Genomic DNA, 20,870 nt, shown 5'->3' on the forward strand with positions numbered 1-20,870 from the left:
AGTGGATGCCGATGCGCTTCTCGAACGCATGCGGCAGGTGCCGCGCGACTGGCGCATCGCCGATATCGAGAGGCTGTGTCGCGCCTTCGGCATCGCTTGCACGCCGCCTCGTCAGGGATCACATTACAAAGTGAAGCATCCGGCGATCCCGTTGATCCTGACGATTCCCGCGCATCGGCCGATCAAGCCGGTCTATGTTCGGGAGCTGGTGAAGTTCGTCGATGCGGTTCGGGAGCAGCAGCCATGAACCCGCATGATTACGAGGTCGATATCGTTCCGTTGAGCGACGACGACGGCGGTGGGTTCGCGGCCGTGGTTCCCGAATTGCCGGGATGCCGCTCTGATGGCGACACGCCGCAGCAGGCGCTCGACAACGCTTATGATGCGGTGCGTTGCTGGCTCGAAGCGGCGGAAGAGATGGGGCGTCCCGCTCCGCAACCGCGACGCCTGGCCGCCTGAAGGGAAAACTGATGGACTTCGTTGCGATCCTGTCGATCTTCGTGATGGCGTGTTTCGTCGGCTATTACGTCGTCTGGTCGGTGACGCCGGCGCTGCATACGCCGCTGATGGCGGTGACCAACGCGATCTCGTCGGTCATCATCGTCGGCGCGCTGATCGCCGGCGCGGCGGCGGGAAGCGCCTCATCGAAATGGCTCGGCCTGCTCGGCGTGGTGCTTGCCAGCATCAACATCTTCGGCGGGTTTGCGGTCACCAGCCGGATGCTCGCGATGTACAAGAAGAAGGACCGGCCGGCGCCGGCGAAGCACTGACGCGCGCGCTGCGCCGTCGCACGTTGATCTGGGGGTAGGATGGAACACGCAACCGCAGGCAGCTCGTTCGCTGCGCTTGCCTATCTGGTCGCCGGGGTGTGCTTCATCCTCGCGCTGCGCGGCCTGTCGTCGCCGACGTTGAGCCAGCGCGGCAACCGCTTCGGCATGATCGGCATGACGATCGCGGTGGTGACGACGCTGGTGACGCATGTGCCGATGCAGGCCGTGGGTCTGGTGCTGACCGGCCCGTCCGGCGTCGTCTCCGCGACCGGGCCGTTGTTCGCGCGCATCGACTTCGTCACCGTTCTCGAAATCCTCGCCGCGATCGGTATCGGCGCGGTGATCGGCATCACCACCGCGCGCCGCATCGCGATGACCGACATGCCGCAGCTCGTTGCGGCGTTCCACAGCCTCGTCGGCCTCGCCGCGGTTCTGGTCGCCTGCGCCGCCTTCCTCAATCCGATCGCCTTCGGCATCGCCGACATGGTGATCCCGATGATCGGCCAGCCGTTCGCCGCGATCCATGGCGTCAGCCGGATCGAGATGGGCCTCGGCGTCGCGATCGGCGCGATCACCTTTTCCGGCAGCGTCATCGCCTTCCTGAAGCTCAACGGCAACATGGGCGGCAAGCCGATCATGCTGCCCGGGCGCCACGTCATCAACCTCGCGGTGCTCGCCGCGATCCTGCTGCTGATCGCCTATTTCACGCAGGACCAGTCGGCGTGGATCTTCTGGACGATCACGATCCTCAGCTTCGCGATCGGCTTCCTGCTCATCATCCCGATCGGCGGCGCGGACATGCCGGTCGTGGTCAGCATGCTGAACAGCTATTCGGGCTGGGCGGCGGCGGCGATGGGGTTCACGTTGCACAATTCGGCGATGATTATCACCGGCGCATTGGTCGGCTCGTCGGGCGCCATCCTTAGCTACATCATGTGCCGCGCGATGAATCGCAGCTTCATCAGCGTCATCGCCGGCGGCTTCGGCGCGGTCGCCGATACCAGCGGCGGCGGCGACAAGATCGACCGCCCGTGGAAGCGCGGCAGCGCGGAGGACGCCGCCTTCCTGATGAGCCAGGCCGAACAGGTCGTCATCGTGCCGGGCTACGGCATGGCGGTCGCACAGGCGCAGCATGTGCTGCGCGAGATGGCCGACAAGCTGAAAGAGCACGGCGTCCGCGTCAAATATGCGATCCACCCCGTCGCTGGCCGCATGCCGGGGCATATGAACGTGCTGCTCGCCGAAGCGAACGTGCCGTATGACGAGGTGTTCGAGCTGGAGGACATCAATTCCGAATTCGCGCAGACCGACGTCGCCTTCGTCATCGGCGCCAACGACGTCACCAATCCCGCGGCGAAGACCGACAAGACCTCGCCGATCTACGGCATGCCGGTGCTCGACGTCGAAAAGGCGAAGACGGTACTGTTCATCAAGCGATCGATGGGCGGTGTCGGCTATGCCGGCGTCGACAACGACGTCTTCTACATGGACAATACGATGATGCTGCTCGCCGATGCCAAGAAGATGGTCGAGGACATCGTCAAGTCGCTGGATTGATCGCGCATGCCGGGCACGCGCGAATACCTCCATTGCGGAGGTAATATGGTCCGCCAGCCGCCCAAACCGTCGCGGATGCCGCGGAAATGGAGGTGACTGGACGCGATCTGGCGGGCCGTCCGCTTATCCTGCGGCCATGGGGAATGCGACGTTTACCGATCATGGGGCCGACCGCGGCGGGCGCCGCTGTTATGCCACGCCGGGCCATGCAATGCTGTTGATCGCCGATCCGGGCGCCGCGCCCGATGCCGAACGGGCGATCGCCGAAGCTGGCGGGCGGTTGTTGCAGCGGATCGCGTGGCGCGAGGCGGCGGCGCTGTTGCCGCAGGTGGCGACGTCTCCCGTCGTGCTGATCGACACGACCGCCGTCGCGATCCCGACGCTGGACGCGGTGTTGCCGGCGATCCGGCGTTTCCTCGTCCAGGCGGATGCGGCGGCGGTGGTGCTGTTGACCCCCGACCGGATCGATATCGTCGCCGGCTATCTGATCGACGGACAGGCCGACCTATTGTGCGAACCGACTTCGGCGCAGGTGACCGCGGCGCTGGCCTCCGCGGCCGCGCGGAACCGGCCGCCGACGCTGCACGACAGCGTGTCCGAACGGGTCCAGACCGAGCGCGAACCGTTCCGCCATCCGGGGCACGACAGCGACGAGGAGCGCCTGCGCCGGCTGATCGAGGGGATGGCGCAGATCTCGCGCTATGCCGCCGACCTGACGCGTGGCGGCACGGTCTCCGGGTCGCACGACCTGGCGGATCGCCGCCGCGCCTTCCACGGCGAGCCCGCCGCGTCGGGCCATGGCGTGACCGCGCCGGAAGTCCGCCGGCTGATCCACCTGCGCCAGCTGCGCGGCAAGTTCTTCGGCCAGTTCATCGGTGAGGGGCTGTTCGAGGATCCCGCATGGGACATGCTGCTCGACCTGTTCGCCGCCGAGCTGGAGGGGATCCGCGTCAGCGTCTCCAGCCTCTGCATCGCCGCCGCCGTCGCGCCGACCACCGCGCTGCGCTGGATCACGCGGATGACCGAGATGGGGCTGTTCATCCGTCACCCCGATCCCGTCGATCGCCGCCGCGCCTTCATGGCGCTGTCGCCCCGCGCCAGCGAGGCGATGCGCGCCTATATGCTCGCCGCGCGCAAGACGGAGGCGGGATGACCCCCCTTGCGGAAGGCCGCGCGCTTTGGCAGGGCAGTCGGCATCCCGAGAGGGGGCGCTTAGCTCAGCTGGTAGAGCGGCTCGTTTACACCGAGTAGGTCGGCGGTTCGAACCCGTCAGCGCCCACCACATCGACGCTGCGTCAGCGGTCGCCCGTCTCGTCGCGGTACTTCATTTCCAGGAACCGTCCGCGCGTCGACAGGCTGTCGAGGTCGTTCTGCGCCAGCCGCGCGGTCATGTCGGCGATCTCCTGTTCGATCAGCTGCAAGCCGGCGACCAGTTCCGCATCGGGGGTACGGCCGTTGCGCTCAACGCGGCGCAGCGGTTCGGGAACGCGCGCATAATCGTTGACGAACGCGGGCAGCTGCTCGCCGATCAGGCGGCGGACCTCATACGCCTCTTCCTCGCGCCCCTCCAGCCGGCCGAGCTGCGGCGACAGCGTCTCCAACCGCGTGCCGATCCGGTCGACCATCCCGCGTGCCGGCGCGGGGAGGGCGGGGCGCTGCGCCTCGAGCCAGCGTTCGGTCTTGGCGGGCAGCGACTTGATATCGACCTCGCGCAGCGCCTTTTCGCTCGGTGCGCGCGCCGCGGGGGCGATGGCGATCGCGATCGTCACCGCCGCCATCAGCAACAGCACGGCGAGCCCGCCGAACAGCCCGAGCGGGATCACCATGCCCGCGACGCCCGCGGCGATCAGGATGATCGCATTGACCGCGAAGATGAAGGCGAGGCGGGCGCCGACGCTGGTCGCCTTGCGCTTCAGCCGTTTGCCGTGCGCGCGATACTGCGCGCCCATCTGCCCACGGTAATCCTCGCTGATCCGCGCCATCGTGGCACGCGCGCGTTCGATCTGCTGGTCGACCTCGGTCATGCGCTCACACCGATTCCAGGCGATACTGGTCGCCGCTAGGACCCTTCAGCGCGCCCTGCGCGGAGCCTTCGGCGCGCGCGATATAGCCCTTCGACTTCTCGACCTCGTTTCCCAGCGTGGTGACGGTCGTCTTCATCGAATCGAGCGCCTTCAGCTTGAACGTGTCGATCGCGTCCATCGTGTCGTAGATGTTCTGAAACGCGCGCTGCAGCGTCTCCAGCGGAATAGTCGAAGCAGCGGCCTGTTCGTGGATCGCCGCGGTGTTCGAACGCAGCAGCTTGCCGGTCGAATCGATGATGTTGGCGGTCGTCGTGTTGAGCTGGGTGATGCTTTCGAGCACCAATTTCTGGTTGGTCAGCGCCTGCGCGACGGTGACGGCGGTACGCAGCGCCGCGACCGTGGTGGTGCTGGCGCGATCGACACCCTTCACCAGCTCGACGTTGTTCTTCTTGACCAGATCCAGCGCGAGGTAGCCCTGCACCGTCACCGCCATCTGCGTCAGCAGATCCTGCGTGCGCTGGCGGGTATAGAACAGCGCGGTCTCGCGGATCGCCTTCGCCTTGGCGGGGTCGGTATGGTCGAGTTCGTTGGCCTTGTCTTCGAGGCGTGCGTCCATCGCCTTGCTGAGATGGATCATCTGTTCGAGCCGCCCCATCGCGCTCCACAGATTGGCGCGCTCGGTATCGATCGCGGCATTGTCCATCAGCAGCTCGTCCTTGCCGCCGGCCAGGTTCTTAAGGATCGAGCTGATATGCGTCTGCGACGACTGATAGCTGTCGAAATAGTCGCGCATCTTCGACCCGAAGGGGATGATGCCGAAGATCTTCTTTGGCCCCGACAGCGCACCCTTGCGACCGGGATCGAGGTCCTCGATCACCCGGCGCAGCTGCGCGAGGTCGGCGCCGACGCCGGTATCCTTGTCCATCGCGCGGATCGGGCGGTCGAGGAAACGGTTCGACTGGCCCGCCGCCTCGCGGATTTCCTTCGCTCCCATCGCGGTGATCGCATCGACGCGGCGCCCGAATTCGGGACTGTTGACGTCCTCCGCCACCAGCTCGGCGACGAACGTGTCGACGCGGCTTTCGAGCTGCGTCTTCTTGGCGTCGTCGATCGGCACGAGTCCGGCCGCCTTGGTCGGCGCCACCGTCGGCACGGGGTCGGGCGGCGTGAGCACCAGATCCTTCTCGGGCGTCAGCGTCGGGGCGGAAGTGGCCATGGTCGTTCCTCTTGCAACGGCGTCAGTGTGGCGAGGATGCGGGCGCCGTTCAACTGTCTTGTGCATATAAGACAGTGGCGATCGGTGACAATGGCGGGCCGACTTGCTATGTCCGTCGTGGACGGAGACGCAGCATGAACGACATGGCGAAGGGGATGTGGGCAAAGGTGACCTCGTCGGCCCTCGGCCAATCGGTCGAACTGCCAGAGGGTTTCCGCTTCGACGGTGACGAAGTCCGCATCACGCGGGAAGGCGACCGTATCGTGCTGGAACCGGCCGAGGATATGGCGATCGAATGGTCCGACGAAGAGCTCCATCGTCTGGCGCAAGCGGGTCTGGACAGTGGCTCCGACGCACCGTGGGACGGTGAGGCGATCAAGCGCGCGGGACGCCAACGCTTGCTGACGCGAAGGAACGGCCACTGAGTCGGATCGTCCGCACTCCCCAAGCGCGGCGCGACCTGGACGTCATGTACGATTATATCGCCGATCGCGACCCGGTGGCGGCAGATGCGCTGGTCGATCGGATCGAGCGGAAGCTCGGCCTGCTCGCCGACAATCCCCGGCTCGGCCCATCTCGCATCGGCGCAGTCGGCGGTCTTCGAACCTTCACCGTTCCGCCGTATCTTTTGCTCTATCAGCCGATTCGCAGCGGGATCCGGCTCGTCCGCGTGCTTCATGGCGCGCGTGATATCGGTGCTGCGCTCGACGCGGACTGAACCCTTCCCGCGGCGCAACATTTCGGCTATGGGGCGCGCAATCCAAGCTCCATCTTATCAGGAATTCCCATGAGCCTCCGCAACGTGGCGATCATCGCGCACGTCGACCACGGCAAGACCACGCTCGTCGACCAGCTGTTCCGCCAGTCCGGCACGTTCCGCGACAACCAGCGCGTCGAAGAGCGTGCGATGGATTCGAACGACCTCGAGAAGGAGCGCGGGATCACCATTCTCGCCAAGCCGACCTCGGTCGATTGGACGCCCCCGGGCAGCAACGAGAGCATCCGCATCAACATCGTCGATACGCCGGGCCACGCCGACTTCGGCGGCGAGGTGGAGCGGATCCTGAGCATGGTCGACGGCGTCGTCCTGCTGGTCGATTCGTCGGAAGGCGCGATGCCACAGACGAAGTTCGTGACCGGCAAGGCGCTGGCGCTGGGCCTGAAGCCGATCGTCGTCGTCAACAAGGTCGATCGCCCCGACGCGCGCATCCAAGAGGTGCTCGACGAGGTGTTCGACCTGTTCGTGTCGCTGGACGCCAACGACGAACAGCTCGATTTTCCGGTGCTCTATGCGAGCGGTAGGAACGGCTATGCCTCGACCGACATGGACGCGCGCGAAGGCACGCTGATCCCGATGTTCGAGACGATCGTCAGCCACGTGCCGGCACCCAAGGTCGAAGTGGAGGACGTGCCGTTCACCTTCCTCGTCACGCTGCTCGACCGCGACAACTTCCTCGGCCGCATCCTGACCGGCCGCGTCAATTCGGGCACGGTGCGGACCAACCAGCCGATCCACGCGCTCGACAACGACGGCAACATCGTCGAGACGGGCCGCGCGTCCAAGATCATGTCGTTCCGCGGCCTCGACCGCGTGCCGGTCGATGAGGCCAAGGCGGGCGACATCATCAGCCTCGCCGGCCTGACCATCGCCACCGTCGCCAACACGATCGCCGACACCACGGTCAGCGAGCCGCTGCACGCGCAGCCGATCGATCCGCCGACGCTGTCGATGCGCTTCGCGGTCAACGATTCGCCGATGGCGGGGCGCGAGGGCACCAAGGTGACCAGCCGCATGATCCGCGACCGCCTGTTCCGCGAAGCCGAATCGAACGTCGCCGTGAAGGTGACCGAGGCGTCGGACCGCGACAGCTTCGAAGTCGCGGGCCGAGGCGAATTGCAGCTCGGCGTGCTGATCGAGACGATGCGCCGCGAGGGGTTCGAGCTGGGCATCAGCCGCCCGCGCGTGCTGTTCGGCGAGGACGAGAACGGCAACAAGACCGAGCCCTATGAAACCGTCATCATCGACGTCGACGACGAGCATTCGGGCACGGTTGTCGAGAAGATGAACCTGCGCAAGGCCGAACTGACCGACATGCGTCCGTCGACCGGCGGCAAGACGCGCATCACCTTCTCCGCGCCGTCGCGCGGCATGATCGGCTATCATGGCGAGTTCCTGTCGGACACGCGCGGTACCGGCATCATGAACCGCCTGTTCGAGAAGTACGGCCCCCACAAGGGCAAGATCGAAGGCCGCAAGAACGGCGTGCTGATCTCGAACGGCGCCGGTGAAGCCAACAGCTATGCGCTGGGTCCGCTGGAAGAGCGCGGCATCCTGTTCGTCGGCCATGGCGAGGCGCTGTACGAGGGCATGATCGTCGGCGAGAACGCCAAGCCGGACGACCTCGAGGTCAATCCGATGAAGACCAAGGCGCTGACCAACTTCCGCGCCAGCGGCGGCAAGGACGATCAGGTCCGCCTGACCCCGCCGAAGCGTGCGACGCTGGAGCAGGCGATCGCCTATATCGACGACGACGAGATGGTCGAAGTAACGCCGAAGTCGATCCGCCTGCGCAAGCGCCACCTCGATCCGCACGAGCGCAAGAAGGCGTCGCGGGCTAAGATGGCTGCGTAAGCCACCGGTTCACGGTTGGGAGGGGCGTCCGAGCGATCGGGCGCCCCTTTTTCGTGCGTGGCGTCGGAGGGCGTGCTTTGTTCTCTCGTCCGTCATTGCGAGCGTAAGCGAAGCAATCCAGGGCGTCCTGATCCGACTCCGAATTGCTTCGCTGCGCTCGCAATGGCGAAGACCGCATAGGATGGCCTACTGCGCAAGTGATTGATTTAATCTAATAAAACGGCATGGGCTTTCCTATCGCCCTCCGCCGTATTACGCCGCAACTGCATCACTCGCTCTTTCTCATTGTCGCCTAAATCGAAACGATCACTCTCGATGGTTTTCATCAAGGTGTCTATGTTGTCCATCTTCGGGCGTGGTGGATCGCGCAGACGAAAAGGGCGGCATCATCGCTGACGCCGCCCCATCGTGTAACCGATCGCTCGAACCCCCTTAGCGGAAGCGACCGCTCAGCGAGACGCCGATGATCCGTGGTTCGTTGAAGACGGCGGCCGTGTAGTTTTCGATGACGCCCTTCAGGTTCTTTTCGTTGGTGATGTTGCGGGCGAAGGCCGCCACTTCGTAGGCGTCGTCGGGACTGGTGTAGCCGATTTTCAGGCCCCCTTCGAAATTGCCGTCGGCGTAGAATTCGCGCGTCTTGTAGAGCACGAAATTGGTGTAGCCCTGCACGTTCCAGTCGGTCGCGGCGAAGACCTTGCCACCGTTCGCCAGCGGTACGTCGTAGCGCGCGGTGGCATCGAGGTTCCAGCGCGGCGCGTTGGGCAGCGGGTTGCCGTCGATCTGCGCGAACAGACCGCCGCGGATCGTCGGGTCCTGTACGGTGCAGACCACGACCCCATTCAGCGCGCAGACCTGCGCATAGACGCGCGTGTCCTTGATCTTCGACGCCAGCGCGCTCGCGCCCAGGATCAAAGTCAGGTTGCGGACGGGACGGAACTCGCTGTCGATCTCGACGCCCCAGGCGCGCGCCTTGTCGGCGTTGAACAGCACGCCGTTGCCGTTGACGTCGTTGCCGTTCAGCTGGATGTCCTTCACCGTATAGGTGAACAGCGACGAATTGAGGCGCAGGCGGCCGTCGAGGAAGATGCCCTTGGCACCGATCTCGTACGAGGTGATCGTCTCGCTGTCGGCGGTGGTGAAGGGCGAGTTGAACACCGCCGAGCGCCCCTGGATCGTCGGCCCGCGGAAACCGCGCGCGACGCGGGCGTAGACGCTGTTCGAGGGATCGATCGTGTAGAGCGCCGAGACGTCCCAGCTCGGCTCCTTGCCCTCGAGCCGCACCGACGTGGGGGCGGTGGCAGGGTTGGGGTTGAGCCGGCGAAACTGGTCGACCGTGCCGGTGACGTCGAAGACGGGCTTGACCAGCGTCGTCCGCTTGATGTCCTGCGTATAGCGCGCGCCGCCGGTGATGGTGAAGTCCGGCGTGACCTTGAAGCTCGCCTGACCGAATGCCGCCCAGCTGGTGTTGATGTCGCGCAGGCGCACCCAGTTGTTCGGGTTGCGCGCCGCGGTGGTCAGGAAATAGGAGCGCTGGTAGAATTCGGTGGTGTCGTTCTGGCGGAAATAGAAGCCGCCGACCTGCCATGTGAAACGCTGGTCCGCGGCCGAGGCGAGGCGGACTTCCTGCGTATACTGGCCGAGCGCGCGGATGTTGCCCTGGCTCTGGCCGAAGCCGTTGGCGACGCCGTTCACCGGGAAGTAGGCACCGGCACCGCCGTCGGTATCGCCGCGGCTGTAGCCCGAGGTCGTCTCGTACGCGTTGATCGAGGTGAGCGTGACCGGGCCGAAGTCGTAGGCGGCGTTCACCGAGCCGCCGTAGGTGTCGTAATCCTGCGGGTTGTCGTTGCCCTCGTCGAGCGCGATGGCGTCGCGCGGTTCGGCGGAGACCGAATTGGAGCCCTTCTTGAGCGCGGCGCGGTGGAAGATCGTCGAGGTGCCGTGATAGCCGCGGGCATGGGCGGAGACGTTGACCGAAAACGCCTCGGTCGGGGTCAGCAGCAGCTGCACGCGCGCGTCGCGCTCGTCGAAGCCGCCCATCGCGTTCTTCTGCGGCGTGCGGGTGCCGTCCTGGCTGGTCCCGGCGAAGCGGTTGTCGACCCAGTCGTTGCGATGCTGGATCAGCCCCGACAGGCGGATCGCGACCTTGTCCTGCACCAGCGGGCCGCCGACGCCGGCGTCATAGGTGAAGGTGCCGAGCTCGCCCGCCGACGCGGCGACGCGACCCTGCCAGGTCTGGCTCGGGCGGATCGTGTCGAACTTGATGATGCCGGCGGTCGTGTTGCGGCCGAACAAGGAACCCTGCGGCCCGCGCAAGACCTCGACCTGATTGACGTCATAGACGGGATTGGACTTCAGGACCACATGTTCGAGGACGACGTCGTCCTGGATGATCGATACTGGCTGGCTGGCGCCCAGGTAGAAGTCGATGTTGCCCAGACCGCGGATGTAGAAGCGCGGGAAGATGCGGCCGGTGGTGGTCTCGACATAGAGGCCGGGGACGCGGCCGGAGAGTGCGAGGATGTCCTCGCCGCCCGCCTGGAAGGCGCGCAGGTCGCTGCCGCCGACGACGGCGACCGACAGCGGCACGCGCTGGAGATTTTCCGAGCGACGTTCGGCGGTGACGACGATGTCGCCGAGATCGGCGGCGTCGTCCTGCGGCGCGGTGGCGGCGGGCGCCGCGTCGGTCGCGGGCGTGGCGGTTTGGGCGAAGGCCGGCGCGGCGAGGCCGGTGGCGCCGAGCAGCAGCATGGTCTTGAACAGGCGAGTGGTCACGGATGTCCCCTTTGGATGACGCATGGGGAACGGCCGCCGGGACGGACGCGCGGGCATTCCCGTGCACGATCCGCCGGTCGCATGATGACCGCCCCCCGGCGAACCGGCCGATAGCCGCGGATTGTGTCTGATTCGTGAATGGATTGCGGCGGGGTGGGGGGGCTCGGACCCTCCCTTCGTCACCCCGGACTTGTTCCGGGGTCCACTCCGCGGCGGGGCAAATGGCTTATGCGGATAGCGATACGCCTGCGGCGCGGTGGACCCCGGAACAAGTCCGGGGTGACGAAGGGGGTGGGGAGAGGGGGGACATCATCGCGGCGTCGTGCACGGCTAAACACCTGATGAACGTCGCATTCCGCATCGGTTCAGAGCGAATCGCCTATTCCGCATGCAACACGCTTGGAATGTCGTGCGTTTTGCCCGGGCGTTGTGATGAGGAGTTCGGCGTCATGAATGCGTTGATGAAGAAGGCAGGTCTGGGAATTGCCCTCGCCGCCACCGCGCTGACCGCGGCGGCGCCGGCGGAGGCGCAGCGCTGGGGCGGCTATCGCCACCATCGCGGCGGCGGCGACGTCGCGGCGGGCGCGCTGCTCGGCGGGATCGTCGGGCTGGGGATCGGAGCGGCGGTCGCGAGCAGCAACCGCGACCGTTACTACGACCGCGGCTATTATTACGATGCGCCGCCGCCGCGCGTCGTCTATCGCGACCGCTATTACGCGCCGCCGCCCCCGCCGCCGCGGGTGGTCGTGCGCGAGCGTTATTACGATTACGGATCGCGCTACGGCGACGGTTACGGATATGGCTACGGCTACTGAGCCGTCGGACAGTTTCGTCGGGAAGGCGGCGTGGGGCTTCGGCTCCGCGCCGCTTTTTCGTAGCGGGGCGGGAGCGTTGGCGTTAAGCGCAGCGGCATGACCGATACGCCCCCCGACCGCCTGTCGACCGATCCCGCCAGCCCCTATTTCGACCAGCCCGCGCTGGAACGCGGCATCGGCATCCGCTTCAAGGGCGTCGAGCGCAAGGACGTCGAGGAATACGACCGTCCCGCGGGCTGGATCCGCGTCGCGCTGGGCAAGAAGGTCGATCGCCATGGCCGGCCGCTGACGCTGAAGCTGTCGGGTGAGGTCGAGGCGTGGTTCGAACGGCCGGCCGCCGGTGCGGCGGGCGAGGACGACGCCGAGGGTTGAGGGTCGGCCCTTCAGCTGCTGCCCAGCCGGGCGACCCCCGCAGACGTTAGCAATTGACAAAGCAATGTCGTGGCATCACATATCCATCGTGATCGGGCTCTGCCGGATACGCCGAAGCTCCCTCACCAGGGTTTTGGTCCCGGCTCGTGTCGTCAGCAGCCACCATACAGCCCTCACGGGTCTGTCTCGGGTGGCTTCGGCCTCGGTTAGCTGCCGGGTTTTGAGCGACGGAGATCGCAAGGCTAATCAACCTTTTGATAGGTTGGCTTGCAGAGATCATGCAATGGCGGTGACCACTCATATATGACTATGTACGGTGAAGCGGGAACGACAAGCTGTTCCCGCTTCATTGTCCTCACCCTTCCTTGAAGTCGTCGTTGATCCTCATATTGAGGTGAGTCGCCTGCGGGCTTACCACCTGTGTGCTGCCGTCGCAGAGGTGGAACAGCTTTGTCGCAAGACCATTGTCGGCCGTCAGGTCGAATTCAAACCGGGCGGCGACGGGCGCGCCGAACCGGAATGCGGCCTTGAGATCGCACGAGTAGGTGTCGGTGCAGCGCCGCACCGGATGCCGGTCGCTATTCACCGTCGGCACGAATTGCAGATTGTGGACCTTCAGGCCGCGTCCACCGCGCTGCACCGTCACCTCCTTGTCGACCTTGGCGCCGAGATCGCTCGCGTCGCGATGGTAGATCTGCCGGAAGCGTGCGGCGAGGGCCTTGCTCGGCGTGTTGCGGGGCGGCAGCAGGAGCCTGCGTTCGCGGCAGGCCGCCAATCCCCGCGTGAAGCAGCGGGACGCCTCGTCGCGGAAATAATCCTGGACCAGCGTTGCCATGGGTTTGGCGGCGGCCGTGTTGTTGCGCCATTCCGAGGGAACCGGGACGCGGCGCAGCGCGGGGAAGAACGCCTCCGTTTCCAACTCCGCCGCGTCGGCGTCGAGGGCACTGATCAGCACCGAGGTCAGCCGCACCTGACCGCGGGCCGTTGCCCGGTTCGCCGCGCACAGCGTCTGTCGGGCGAGGCGTTCGAAATAGCCGGCGGTCACCGTGTCGTCGGGCTTCACGACGACGGCATCGATGCCGGTCGAGCGCAGCGTCGGCGCAAGCCGATCGACGACCTTGGGGTGGATGCCGCTGAAGACGGCGAGGCCGCGATCGATCACCGCGCCCCTGAACGTTCCAGCATGGCAAGGACGAGGTCGGCGGGAATGCTGATCCTGGCCAGTTCGTCACGACTGAGCAGATCGATGCCCTGCATGAAGGACGGACGATCACCGGAACGGGTGGCGGGACGGCGTGACGGCTCGCCGGATGGATCGAGCCGCCCGGCCGGAGCGGGAGCGGCGCGATCGAACGTCAGCCGCTCGACGGCGACGCCCGTGCGCCGACACCAGTTCTGGATCGCGTGATAGACCGCGGCACGCGAGGGGCGCGGTTCCCCCGATGGAGCCAGCGCCAGGTCGTCGGGCTCGATCGGCCAGGCGCCTGCGGGGGGCGGCGTATCGTGGCGCACGTCCCGCACTTCGGGATTGCCCGCCGCATTGAACACGACGTACCGGACATCCCCCTCGGCCAGCGCCGTCTGGAATCCCCGCCAGATGTCGCCCCAGAATTGCGGGACGTCGATCCGGTGGGAGCCGGCGTCGGTGCGGTCGTCATAGGACGTCTCGAGCTCGTCGTCGGCAATACCCACGGTCCTGTCCACCGGTGCGGCGCCGCCGCCCCGCCCCTTCATCGGCACGAGGCGAACCGAACCGCCCAGATGGCGCTGGATATAGCGTTTGAGGCCCAGCCCGCTTTCGTTCAGCACGGCCTTGGTGTCCGGCGTCAGCCGCATGCCGAGACGCGAGATGAGCAGCGGACGCCTGGCGCTGTCCCATTCGGCCAGCACTTCGCGCTCGATCTCCATGTTGGCGTCCTGTTGCGAAGTCATCCCGTCGCCTTGCCCCCGTGCGCCGTCCGATGCGCCGGACCGCTGTCGCTACTGTCGCGCAAATCGGCGGAAGGGCAAGGGTCTTTGCCGCAGGGATCCGATCCGCCGGCGTCCGTCCGCCCCACCGCTCCCCAGCGGCCGGCGATGGCGTCGAGATAGCGACCGGCGGCATCGAGCGAGCCCGGGCGGTAGGTGTAATGGGTTTCGCGGCCGGTGCGGGTGACGGTGACGAGGCCGGCGTCTTCGAGGATGCGCAGATGCTTGGTGACGGCCTGGCGGGTCATGCCGGCGTTGGCGGACAGGCGCGCGATCGGGCGGGCGGTGCCGCTGCGCAGGGTGACGAGCAGCGCGAGCCGGGTGGGGTCGGCGAGGGCGGCGAACAAATGCGCGGCCTGGACGGGTTTGGGCATCGGTGGCGTCGGGGGCATCGGGTGGCAACTCCGGGGTTGCGTTTGTGGCAACCGAATGGTTGCGTGGTGGGCAACCGGAATGTTGCTTATCCCAACGGACAAGGGAATTGGCAACTGTTGAGTTGCCGGGGCGTTTTTTGCGCTGTTCGTCATGCCGGACTCGTTCCGGCATCCACGGCGCCGCGTATCCCCTCGGCCGTTGGGTATGCCGCGGGGTGGACCCCGGAACAAGTCCGGGGTGACGGAGGAGTTGGATCAATGGCAACCCCGCTTCCACCGTCGTCACCCCAGCGAACGCTGGGGTCTTGTGTTTGGGAAGCGTGATGCGCGCCGCGAAAAGACCCCAGCGTTCGCTGGGGTGACGTGTGTTGTGGAAGGGCAGGCGGAAGGAGACGTCAGGGCGCGATTTGCCCCCCTTACGCCGCCTCCAGCGCCTCGGTCGCCTCGAGCCATGTCGCCTCCGCCGCTTCGATCTGCGCCTGCACGTCGGCGCGGCGTTTCATCAGGTCGCTCATCGCCAGCTTCGCGTAGCGGGGTTCGGCGGTCTTTGGGTCGAACATGGCGCGGTCGATGGCGTTGCGGTCGGTGGTGAGTCTGGCGATCTCCGCTTCGCACTCGCGGATCGCCTTGCGGCGGGCCTTGTCGGCGTCGCGGTCGATCGGCTTGGCCTTGTCCTTCTTGGCTGCCGATTTGCCCTTTGCCTCGGGCTGTTTGTCGCCGGCGAGGACGAAGGCGATGTAATCGTCGAGGCTGCCGTCGAACTCCTTCGCGGTGCCGTTGTCGACCAGCACGAGGCGGTCGGCGGTCATCTCCAGCATGTGGCGGTCGTGGCTGACGAGCACGACGGCACCGGTGTAGGAATTGAGCGCCTGGATCAAAGCCTCGCGCGCGTCGACGTCGAGGTGGTTGGTCGGTTCGTCGAGGATCAGCATGTGCGGCGCGTCGCGGGTGATGAGCGCCAGCGCGAGGCGTGCCTTTTCGCCGCCCGACATCTTGCCGACCTTGCCGACCGCCTTGTCGCCCGAGAAGCCGAAGCGGCCGAGCTGCGCGCGCACCGCGGCGGGGCTGGCGCCGCGCATGATGCGGGTCATGTGTTCCAAGGGCGTGTCGTCGGCGTCGAGCTCTTCCACCTGATATTGGGTGAAATAGCCGACCTTCATTTTACCGGATGCGTTCATTTCGCCGTCGAGCGGCGCCAGCTGCGCGGCGAGCAGGCGGGCGAGCGTGGTCTTGCCGTTGCCGTTGCGGCCCAGCAGCGCGACGCGGTCGTCGGGGTCGAGGCGCATGTTGAGACGCTTGAGGATCGGCGTTTCGCTATAGCCGACGCTCGCCATGTCGAGGGTGATGAGCGGCGGGCGCAGTTCCGACGGGTCCGGGAAGTCGAACGACAGCGAGGGATCGTTGGCGAGTTCGGCGATCGGCTGCATCTTCGCCAGCATCTTCTGCCGGCTCTGCGCCTGTTTGGCGGTCGAGGCGCGCGCCGAATTGCGCGCGACGTAATCCTGCAGCTTGGCGCGCTGGATATCCTGGTTCGCCTTGGCGGCGGCGAGCTGCGCCATGCGTTCGGCGCGCTGGCGTTCGAAGCTGTCGTAGCCGCCCGGGTACAGCGTGATCTTGCCGTTCTGGAGGTGGAGGATGTGGTCGACGACGTTGTTGAGGAAGTCGCGTTCGTGGCTGACGACGACGATCGTCGCCTTGTAACTCACGAGGAAATCCTCGAGCCACATCACGGCTTCGAGATCGAGGTGGTTCGAGGGTTCGTCGAGGAGCAGCAGGTCGGGCTGCGAGAAGAGCAGCGCGGCGAGCGCGACGCGCATCTTCCAGCCGCCCGAGAAGCTGTCGAGGGGGCGCTGCTGCATGTCCTCGTCGAAGCCGAGGCCCAAGAGGATCTGCGCGGCGCGCATCGGGGCGGTGTAGGCGTCGATCGCGATGAGGCGTTCGTAGACGTCGCCGAGGCGGTCGTGGTCCTCGGTGGTTTCCGATTCGAGCATCAGCGCGGCGCGTTCGGTGTCGGCGGCGAGCACGGTGTCGAAGGGGGTGGCGGTGCCGGAGGGGGCTTCCTGCGCGATATAGCCGAGGCGGGCGCCGCGCGGCATGTCGGCGGTGCCGTCGTCGGGTTCGAGCATGCCGGCGATGACGCGGACGAGCGTCGACTTGCCGGCGCCGTTGCGGCCGATCAGCCCGACGCGGCTGCCGGGGGGCAGCGCCGCGGATGCGCCGTCGAGGATCGTGCGGCCGCCGAGGCGCACGGTGATGCCGTTGAGGTTGAGCATGCGCGGGCCTGTAGCAGATGTTGCGGTGCAGCTAAAGCGGGGGGTGTTTGGGGGGGCGTCGTTCCGAAGAAGGGTGATTCACGCGAAGGCGCGAAGGCGCGAAGAGGTTGGCCCGGGCGGCGCCGTTTTTGCGCTTTTCGGAGGAGCGCCGACGATCGCCTGCGGCGCTGTCCTCTTCGCGTCTTCGCGTCTTTGCGTGAATCTACAACGTGCGGATCAAACGGGACGTCTGCGCTAACCAGGGCGGTGAGACGACGGAGGTCGGGCGGGCGCCGGGGATGAGCGGCAGCAGGAGGAGGGTGTCGCCGTCGAGGCCGATGAGGCGGGCGAAGAGGAAGCGGCCGGCGGGGACGGGGAGGAGGACGTCGCGGTTGAGCGCCTGCGCGAAGGTGCTGGGCGTGCGCAGGTCGCACCAGATCGCGTCGCCGGCGCGATAGTCGCCGACGCTGCCGGTGACGGTGATCGCGATGCCGCCCGCGGTCGGTTGCGGCGGGACCAGCGTCAGCGCCGCGCGCGGGGCGTGCGCGCCGTCGGCGTCGAGCGTCGCGGCGACGGGCAGCGTGGCGCGGTCGGGGAGGGTGACGAGGTCGGCGGGGGCGACCTCCAGCGCGGCGGCGATGCGGTTGAGCCAGGCGACCGAGACGGTGCGCGTGCCCGTCTCCAGCCGGCCAATCGTCTGCGCGGTCGTCGGGGGGACGCAGCGTAACGCGACGTCTTCGAGGGTGAGGCGCTTGGCGCGGCGTACTTCGCGGATGGCGGTTATCATCGGGGTGTCCTAACCGGTGCGGTTATTTCTCTGTCCTACACCCGTGACGTTATGGCAAGCCCCCTGCCGAATCGAGGAGGGTGGCATGCGCGAACTGGTGGAACGGAAGACGGGCGTCGGGCGGAGCGTGACGGTGAACGTGGGCGAGTCGCCCTTAGGGTGGCTGCGCGCGCGCGGGCTGGTCGATGCGCGGCAGTTCGAGGCGGGGGAGCGGCTGCGCGGCGATTACGAGACGGCGTCGCTGGGGCCGCGGGTGACGATGCGCTGGGCGGCGCGGGTCGACGGCGGGGCGGGCGAGGGGCTCGACCCGACGACCGCGCAGATCGCGGCGAAGCGGCGCTTCGATGCGGCGCTGGGCGCGGCAGGGAGCGGGCTCGCCGATATCGCGTGGCGGGTGATCTGCGCGGGCGAGGGGCTGCCGGTGGCGGAGAAGGGGCTGGGCTGGCCGGCGCGCGCAGGAAAGCTGGTGCTGACGCTGGCGCTCGACCGGCTGGCGGATCATTATCGTTTGCCCTAGGGACGGGAACATAAGCGGTCCAAGAGGCGGGTGACGTGCGGTTCGATTTCGTGAAATGCCATGGGTCGGGCAACGACTTTCCGCTGATCGACGCGCGCGGGCTCGATCTCGCCGAGGCGCAATGGGCGGTGGTGGCGCGGGCGCTGGCCGACCGGCGCGGGCCGGTGGGGGGCGACGGGTTGCTGCTGCTCGGGCGGGGCACGGACGGTGCCGCGTTTTCGATGGCGATGTACAATTCGGATGGCAGCCAGGCGGAGACGTGCCTCAACGGCTTGCGCTGCGTCGCGCGGATGGGGTTCGAGGCGCTGGGGATCGACGCGGCGCGGGTACGGCTGAAGACGTCGTTCGCCGACGTGGTGCGCGATGGCGAGGTGGCGCCGGGGATCTATACGGTGCGCGAGACGGCGGGGCCGGCTGGGCTCGACGTCGCCGCCTGGCCGCTGCACGGCGCGGGGGAACGGATCGTCGAGGCGGTGGTGGCGCCGCTCGGCAGCGCGCGGGCGTTCACCGCGGTGGCGATGCCCAATCCGCATCTGGTGACCTTCGTCGATAGCGTCGACGAGGCGGAGCTGGTGGCGATCGGCGAGGCGTGCGAGGCGGCGCCGGACTGGTTGCCGAACCGCGCCAACGTGTCGTTCGCCGAGGTGCGTGGGGACGATCTGTTCGTGCGGACGTTCGAGCGCGGGGTGGGGCTGACCGACAGCTGCGGGAGCGCGATGGCGGCGTCGAGCTTCGCCGCCTGCCTGACCGGGCGGCTGGCGTATGACGCGCCGATCACCGTGTTCAACAAGGGCGGGCTGGTACGTGCGCGGGTGAGCCAAGACGCGATGGTCAGCCTGTCGGGCAATGCGACGTGGGAGTGGCATGGCTCGGTCGCGGTCGATCTGGAGACGGGGATGGCGGGCGACCTGATCGTCGCAGCCCACGCCGATGCCGAGATCGCCGCCTGGGCGCGGCTGGCGGAGGCGGCGAGCCGCTAGCGACCAGCGCAGGCCGAACCCATATCACATGCGAGGGCGGCCGGTCGGCCGTATCCTCCGGTACGCTTTTTCGGACAATGACGACATGCGCGACGACACCAGCTATTTCTACGACCGGGCGGAAACCGAGCTCGAGCTGGCGCAGCGCGCCGTTCATCCGCTGGCGGTGCGCGCGCATTACATCATCGCCAACCATTATCTCGACCGTTGCTACGGCAGCGCGGAAGAGGGCGTCGGCGCTCCCGAGGCTCCGCCCGCCGCGGACGATGCCGGGTCCACCGGCTGAGGTGAACCGTTGCCCGACCCGTTCGTTGACGCGACGGACGAGGGCCAGAATGACGGACACGGTCGGCACCAACGGCTGGAGCGGCGACGAGGCCGACCTGGAGGGTCGGCAGGGCGCGAAACTGTATCCGGTCGGCAAGGCGCTGCGCGCGACCTACGACGCCGACAATCACGCGACGCTGGGCAAGGACGTGACCGTCCTGATGCTCGATCTGGCGCAGGTGCCGTTCGAACCGCATGAGTTCGAACCGATCCTCCCGCCGCTGCGCCCGCCGCCGCGGCCGGGGTGGCTGGCGCGGATGCGGTTGGCGATCCGGCGGTCGCGGCGGGCTGGGGGGTGAGGGCTGGGCGGTTGCGTGTTTAGCGCCGTGAGTCTCACCTGCCCTTCGACAGGCTCGGGGCGAACGGTGGGGAGAGGGCGGCCTTTGAGGGCGGATCGACGAAGAGAAGGGTGTTTCGCGCGGAGGCGCGGAGGACGCGGAGATGGCGTGCCTGTTGCGGCAGCTGTATTCTCTATCGGGCCGTGGCGATGACAGGACCACGCTTGCCTCACGCGAGACACCTCCGCGTCCTCCGCGCCTCTGCGCGAACATCTTTTCTTTTTAAAAGGCAGGCTGGTGCCGTGAGAATCACCTGCCCTTCGACAGGCTCAGGGCGAACGGTGGGTGGGGGCGGCCTTTGCGTCAGGCGATGACGCGGGTGTCCTGGACGATGGTGACGAGGGCGCCGAAGATCGCCTCGATCATCGCCAGTGCGCGCGGCGAGAGGCGGATGGGGGTGGCGGGCTGGATCGGGCCGTCGATCTCGCTTTCGACGAAGCCGGCGGTGACCAGCGCGAGCAGCCAGCGACGGGTGAGCGGCCAGGCGACGTCGATGCCGAGCGCGATCTGACCGGCGGTCAGCGCGCGCGCCTCCGCCTCGGCGACATAGGTGCGCAGCAGGATCTCGGTCGCGGGATTGCCGATCAGCGAATCGCCGAAAGCGCGCTTGCCGCCGTCGAGCGCCTGGATCAGCAGCCGCGCCATCTGCCAGTGCGCCTTGACCGTCGAGGGTTCTTCGCCCTGCGGCAACGGGCGGCAGGTGACGACGAGGCGGGTGCAGTCGCCCGCGCCGAGCCGCGAGACGTGCAGGTTGACCCAGATCGCGCGGCCCTGCGCGTCGCGATGGCGGATCGTCGCGGCCTTCATGTCGCCGCTGTCCCACGCGCCGGTCAGGAAGGCGGCAAGCGCGGCGCGATCGGCGGGATGGGTGACGTCGGCAACCGGGCGTCCGCGCGCCGCATCGCGCGGCATGCCGAGCAGCGCCGCATAGGCCGCGTCGATATCCGCGATCCGGCCGTCGCGTCCGATCAGGCCGTGGGCGGTCGGTCCTGCTATGGGCATGGCGTTCGACATCCGTGACAAGCGTTGCAGCCGGCGCCCCGACCGATCCGCCGGAGGGGACCGGGCGATACATCGATCCGTCCCGATCGATCGATAGCTGTCCACGGCATCCGACGTGTCGTTACGCGACCGCAAAAGTCATGTGGTGGGGACCGGCGATTGTCCAC

The 20,870-nt window shown here is 67.2% G+C and carries 23 protein-coding genes and 1 tRNA gene; 15 read left to right on the top strand and 9 right to left on the bottom strand.

Annotation, left to right across the window (positions count from 1 at the left end; all coding sequences use genetic code 11):
• Position 1: 1 nt before the first annotated feature.
• The 6 genes from M9979_RS09035 (at position 2) to M9979_RS09060 (ending at position 3,609) form a co-directional block, all read left to right on the top strand.
• Complete coding sequence (locus tag M9979_RS09035; protein WP_254289024.1) at positions 2-247, top strand: type II toxin-antitoxin system HicA family toxin; 246 nt, start codon at positions 2-4, stop codon at positions 245-247.
• Positions 244-459, top strand: a complete 216-nt coding sequence (locus M9979_RS09040) for a type II toxin-antitoxin system HicB family antitoxin (protein WP_254289025.1) — start codon at positions 244-246, stop codon at positions 457-459. Before M9979_RS09035 ends, M9979_RS09040 begins: the two co-directional genes overlap by 4 nt.
• Positions 460-470: 11 nt before the next feature.
• Positions 471-770: an NAD(P) transhydrogenase subunit alpha part 2 gene (locus M9979_RS09045; RefSeq protein WP_254289026.1), complete on the top strand. Its 300-nt coding sequence runs from the start codon at positions 471-473 to the stop codon at positions 768-770.
• A 39-nt stretch (positions 771-809) separates the two neighbouring features.
• Positions 810-2,327 carry an NAD(P)(+) transhydrogenase (Re/Si-specific) subunit beta gene (locus M9979_RS09050; protein WP_254289027.1) on the top strand — a complete coding sequence of 506 codons (1,518 nt, stop codon included), beginning with the start codon at positions 810-812 and terminating at the stop codon, positions 2,325-2,327.
• Positions 2,328-2,463: 136 nt separating this feature from the next.
• Positions 2,464-3,480 carry a MarR family winged helix-turn-helix transcriptional regulator gene (locus M9979_RS09055; RefSeq protein WP_254289028.1) on the top strand — a complete coding sequence of 339 codons (1,017 nt, stop codon included), beginning with the start codon at positions 2,464-2,466 and terminating at the stop codon, positions 3,478-3,480.
• A 53-nt stretch (positions 3,481-3,533) separates the two neighbouring features.
• Positions 3,534-3,609 (top strand) — tRNA-Val (locus M9979_RS09060).
• 13 nt (positions 3,610-3,622) lie between these two features.
• Here the strand turns inward: M9979_RS09060 and M9979_RS09065 are convergent.
• Positions 3,623-4,351, bottom strand: coding sequence for a hypothetical protein (locus M9979_RS09065; protein WP_254289029.1), 729 nt, complete (start codon positions 4,349-4,351; stop codon positions 3,623-3,625).
• Positions 4,352-4,355: 4 nt separating this feature from the next.
• On the bottom strand, positions 4,356-5,567 hold the full coding sequence (locus tag M9979_RS09070; protein ID WP_254289030.1) for a toxic anion resistance protein: 1,212 nt from the start codon (positions 5,565-5,567) through the stop codon (positions 4,356-4,358).
• A 134-nt stretch (positions 5,568-5,701) separates the two neighbouring features.
• On the opposite strand from M9979_RS09070, the gene M9979_RS09075 reads away from it, so the two are divergent.
• The 3 genes from M9979_RS09075 (at position 5,702) to typA (ending at position 8,199) form a co-directional block, all read left to right on the top strand.
• A complete protein-coding gene (locus M9979_RS09075) occupies positions 5,702-5,992 on the top strand; it encodes an antitoxin (protein WP_254289031.1) in 291 nt (96 codons plus the stop codon).
• Positions 5,993-5,997: 5 nt separating this feature from the next.
• Complete coding sequence (locus tag M9979_RS09080; protein WP_340689060.1) at positions 5,998-6,285, top strand: type II toxin-antitoxin system RelE/ParE family toxin; 288 nt, start codon at positions 5,998-6,000, stop codon at positions 6,283-6,285.
• Positions 6,286-6,354: 69 nt separating this feature from the next.
• Entirely contained in the window at positions 6,355-8,199 is a 1,845-nt protein-coding gene (gene typA, locus M9979_RS09085; RefSeq protein ID WP_254289033.1) for a translational GTPase TypA, read from the top strand.
• A gap of 432 nt (positions 8,200-8,631) precedes the next feature.
• Here the strand turns inward: typA and M9979_RS09090 are convergent, their stop codons facing one another.
• Positions 8,632-10,947 carry a TonB-dependent receptor gene (locus M9979_RS09090; RefSeq protein ID WP_254289114.1) on the bottom strand — a complete coding sequence of 772 codons (2,316 nt, stop codon included), beginning with the start codon at positions 10,945-10,947 and terminating at the stop codon, positions 8,632-8,634.
• Positions 10,948-11,432: 485 nt separating this feature from the next.
• Here M9979_RS09090 and M9979_RS09095 point away from each other — a divergent pair, with 485 nt between their 5' ends.
• Both M9979_RS09095 and M9979_RS09100 read left to right on the top strand, forming a co-directional pair.
• Entirely contained in the window at positions 11,433-11,786 is a 354-nt protein-coding gene (locus tag M9979_RS09095; RefSeq protein WP_422921829.1) for a hypothetical protein, read from the top strand.
• 96 nt (positions 11,787-11,882) lie between these two features.
• Positions 11,883-12,158, top strand: a complete 276-nt coding sequence (locus M9979_RS09100; RefSeq protein ID WP_254289035.1) for a DUF3297 family protein — start codon at positions 11,883-11,885, stop codon at positions 12,156-12,158.
• 355 nt (positions 12,159-12,513) lie between these two features.
• Here the strand turns inward: M9979_RS09100 and M9979_RS09105 are convergent, their stop codons facing one another.
• The 5 genes from M9979_RS09105 to M9979_RS09125 all read right to left on the bottom strand — a co-directional run bounded on the left by M9979_RS09105 (position 12,514) and on the right by M9979_RS09125 (position 17,539).
• Positions 12,514-13,320 carry a hypothetical protein gene (locus M9979_RS09105; RefSeq protein ID WP_254289036.1) on the bottom strand — a complete coding sequence of 269 codons (807 nt, stop codon included), beginning with the start codon at positions 13,318-13,320 and terminating at the stop codon, positions 12,514-12,516.
• A complete protein-coding gene (locus M9979_RS09110) occupies positions 13,317-14,066 on the bottom strand; it encodes a hypothetical protein (RefSeq protein ID WP_254289037.1) in 750 nt (249 codons plus the stop codon). Before M9979_RS09110 ends, M9979_RS09105 begins: the two co-directional genes overlap by 4 nt.
• Before the next feature lie 20 nt (positions 14,067-14,086).
• Positions 14,087-14,500 (bottom strand): ArsR/SmtB family transcription factor, encoded by a 414-nt coding sequence (locus tag M9979_RS09115; protein WP_254289038.1) that lies wholly within the window; start codon positions 14,498-14,500, stop codon positions 14,087-14,089.
• A gap of 416 nt (positions 14,501-14,916) precedes the next feature.
• Positions 14,917-16,773, bottom strand: a complete 1,857-nt coding sequence (locus M9979_RS09120; RefSeq protein WP_254289039.1) for an ABC-F family ATP-binding cassette domain-containing protein — start codon at positions 16,771-16,773, stop codon at positions 14,917-14,919.
• A 202-nt stretch (positions 16,774-16,975) separates the two neighbouring features.
• Complete coding sequence (locus tag M9979_RS09125; RefSeq protein ID WP_254289040.1) at positions 16,976-17,539, bottom strand: helix-turn-helix domain-containing protein; 564 nt, start codon at positions 17,537-17,539, stop codon at positions 16,976-16,978.
• Positions 17,540-17,624: 85 nt separating this feature from the next.
• Here M9979_RS09125 and M9979_RS09130 point away from each other — a divergent pair, with 85 nt between their 5' ends.
• The 4 genes from M9979_RS09130 to M9979_RS09145 all read left to right on the top strand — a co-directional run bounded on the left by M9979_RS09130 (position 17,625) and on the right by M9979_RS09145 (position 19,662).
• Positions 17,625-18,056, top strand: a complete 432-nt coding sequence (locus tag M9979_RS09130) for a DUF6456 domain-containing protein (protein ID WP_254289041.1) — start codon at positions 17,625-17,627, stop codon at positions 18,054-18,056.
• Between the two features lie 35 nt (positions 18,057-18,091).
• Positions 18,092-19,036, top strand: a complete 945-nt coding sequence (gene dapF, locus M9979_RS09135; RefSeq protein ID WP_254289042.1) for a diaminopimelate epimerase — start codon at positions 18,092-18,094, stop codon at positions 19,034-19,036.
• Between the two features lie 85 nt (positions 19,037-19,121).
• The gene (locus M9979_RS09140) at positions 19,122-19,322 is read left to right on the top strand and encodes a hypothetical protein (protein ID WP_254289043.1); all 201 of its coding nucleotides are present in this window, start codon (positions 19,122-19,124) and stop codon (positions 19,320-19,322) included.
• Positions 19,323-19,371: 49 nt separating this feature from the next.
• Positions 19,372-19,662 carry a hypothetical protein gene (locus tag M9979_RS09145; protein WP_254289044.1) on the top strand — a complete coding sequence of 97 codons (291 nt, stop codon included), beginning with the start codon at positions 19,372-19,374 and terminating at the stop codon, positions 19,660-19,662.
• Between the two features lie 342 nt (positions 19,663-20,004).
• On the opposite strand, the gene M9979_RS09150 is transcribed toward M9979_RS09145, so the two are convergent.
• Positions 20,005-20,703, bottom strand: coding sequence for a PAS domain-containing protein (locus tag M9979_RS09150; RefSeq protein WP_254289045.1), 699 nt, complete (start codon positions 20,701-20,703; stop codon positions 20,005-20,007).
• Positions 20,704-20,870: the final 167 nt, after the last annotated feature.

Origin of the sequence: Sphingomonas liriopis (assembly GCF_024211255.1) — a bacterium.
Classification (GTDB): Bacteria; Pseudomonadota; Alphaproteobacteria; order Sphingomonadales; family Sphingomonadaceae; genus Sphingomonas; species Sphingomonas liriopis.

What these genes read in the sequence shown, in the direction of transcription:
- M9979_RS09130 (WP_254289041.1), top strand. Translation starts at nt 17,625, where the DNA reads ATGCGCGAACTGGTGGAACGGAAGACGGGCGTCGGGCGGAGCGTGACG.
- M9979_RS09075 (WP_254289031.1), top strand. Translation starts at nt 5,702, where the DNA reads ATGAACGACATGGCGAAGGGGATGTGGGCAAAGGTGACCTCGTCGGCC.
- M9979_RS09040 (WP_254289025.1), top strand. Translation starts at nt 244, where the DNA reads ATGAACCCGCATGATTACGAGGTCGATATCGTTCCGTTGAGCGACGAC.
- M9979_RS09095 (WP_422921829.1), top strand. Translation starts at nt 11,433, where the DNA reads ATGAAGAAGGCAGGTCTGGGAATTGCCCTCGCCGCCACCGCGCTGACC.
- M9979_RS09090 (WP_254289114.1), bottom strand. Translation starts at nt 10,947, where the DNA reads ATGCTGCTGCTCGGCGCCACCGGCCTCGCCGCGCCGGCCTTCGCCCAA.
- typA (WP_254289033.1), top strand. Translation starts at nt 6,355, where the DNA reads ATGAGCCTCCGCAACGTGGCGATCATCGCGCACGTCGACCACGGCAAG.
- M9979_RS09045 (WP_254289026.1), top strand. Translation starts at nt 471, where the DNA reads ATGGACTTCGTTGCGATCCTGTCGATCTTCGTGATGGCGTGTTTCGTC.
- M9979_RS09065 (WP_254289029.1), bottom strand. Translation starts at nt 4,351, where the DNA reads ATGACCGAGGTCGACCAGCAGATCGAACGCGCGCGTGCCACGATGGCG.
- M9979_RS09055 (WP_254289028.1), top strand. Translation starts at nt 2,464, where the DNA reads ATGGGGAATGCGACGTTTACCGATCATGGGGCCGACCGCGGCGGGCGC.
- M9979_RS09100 (WP_254289035.1), top strand. Translation starts at nt 11,883, where the DNA reads ATGACCGATACGCCCCCCGACCGCCTGTCGACCGATCCCGCCAGCCCC.
- M9979_RS09125 (WP_254289040.1), bottom strand. Translation starts at nt 17,539, where the DNA reads ATGATAACCGCCATCCGCGAAGTACGCCGCGCCAAGCGCCTCACCCTC.
- M9979_RS09110 (WP_254289037.1), bottom strand. Translation starts at nt 14,066, where the DNA reads ATGGAGATCGAGCGCGAAGTGCTGGCCGAATGGGACAGCGCCAGGCGT.
- M9979_RS09145 (WP_254289044.1), top strand. Translation starts at nt 19,372, where the DNA reads ATGACGGACACGGTCGGCACCAACGGCTGGAGCGGCGACGAGGCCGAC.
- M9979_RS09150 (WP_254289045.1), bottom strand. Translation starts at nt 20,703, where the DNA reads ATGCCCATAGCAGGACCGACCGCCCACGGCCTGATCGGACGCGACGGC.
- M9979_RS09140 (WP_254289043.1), top strand. Translation starts at nt 19,122, where the DNA reads ATGCGCGACGACACCAGCTATTTCTACGACCGGGCGGAAACCGAGCTC.
- M9979_RS09050 (WP_254289027.1), top strand. Translation starts at nt 810, where the DNA reads ATGGAACACGCAACCGCAGGCAGCTCGTTCGCTGCGCTTGCCTATCTG.
- M9979_RS09120 (WP_254289039.1), bottom strand. Translation starts at nt 16,773, where the DNA reads ATGCTCAACCTCAACGGCATCACCGTGCGCCTCGGCGGCCGCACGATC.
- M9979_RS09115 (WP_254289038.1), bottom strand. Translation starts at nt 14,500, where the DNA reads ATGCCCAAACCCGTCCAGGCCGCGCATTTGTTCGCCGCCCTCGCCGAC.
- M9979_RS09070 (WP_254289030.1), bottom strand. Translation starts at nt 5,567, where the DNA reads ATGGCCACTTCCGCCCCGACGCTGACGCCCGAGAAGGATCTGGTGCTC.